Origin of the sequence: Micromonospora sp. DT4, assembly GCF_049841675.1 — a bacterium.
Classification (GTDB): Bacteria; Actinomycetota; Actinomycetes; order Mycobacteriales; family Micromonosporaceae; genus Micromonospora.
This window is the reverse complement of record NZ_JBNCKT010000399.1, coordinates 1-432: the sequence shown is the minus strand read 5'-3', so window position 1 is coordinate 432 and position 432 is coordinate 1. Positions and strand designations below refer to the sequence as shown.

Annotated in this window: 1 protein-coding gene; it reads left to right on the top strand. The window is 67.1% G+C overall.

The window, feature by feature from the left end:
* A partial coding sequence (locus ACLQ24_RS30295; protein WP_425895150.1) for a transposase family protein occupies positions 1-432 on the top strand: 432 nt, incomplete at both ends.

Genomic DNA, 432 nt, shown 5'->3' with positions numbered 1-432 from the left:
GTCCAGGTCCGCCGCCCGAAAGCAGGCAGACCCGGCAGGCGCGCGTTCGTCTCGGGCAAGAAGAAACAGAACACCGGTAAAGCCACCGTGATCAGCGACGACAAGGGCCGGCTGCTGTGGTGCGGCGCGGTCCGCCCCGGACGCATGCACGACGTCACCGCCCTGCGCACCGAGGGCATCGAAGACCTCCTGCAGCAGTACCCCCAGGTCAAAACCCACGTCGACTCCGGCTACCAAGGCCTGGCCCGCGACTACGCAGACCAGGTCACCGCCCCGCCGAAGAAACCCGGCAAGACCACCGACGACACCCAGCACGCCGCCTACGAGACCGCCCGGCACGCTCAGTCATCCCAACGGATCTGTGTGGAACACGCCATCGCCGAACCCAAGCAATGGCGACCACTACAGCGCTACATCGGACGCCGCGACCAC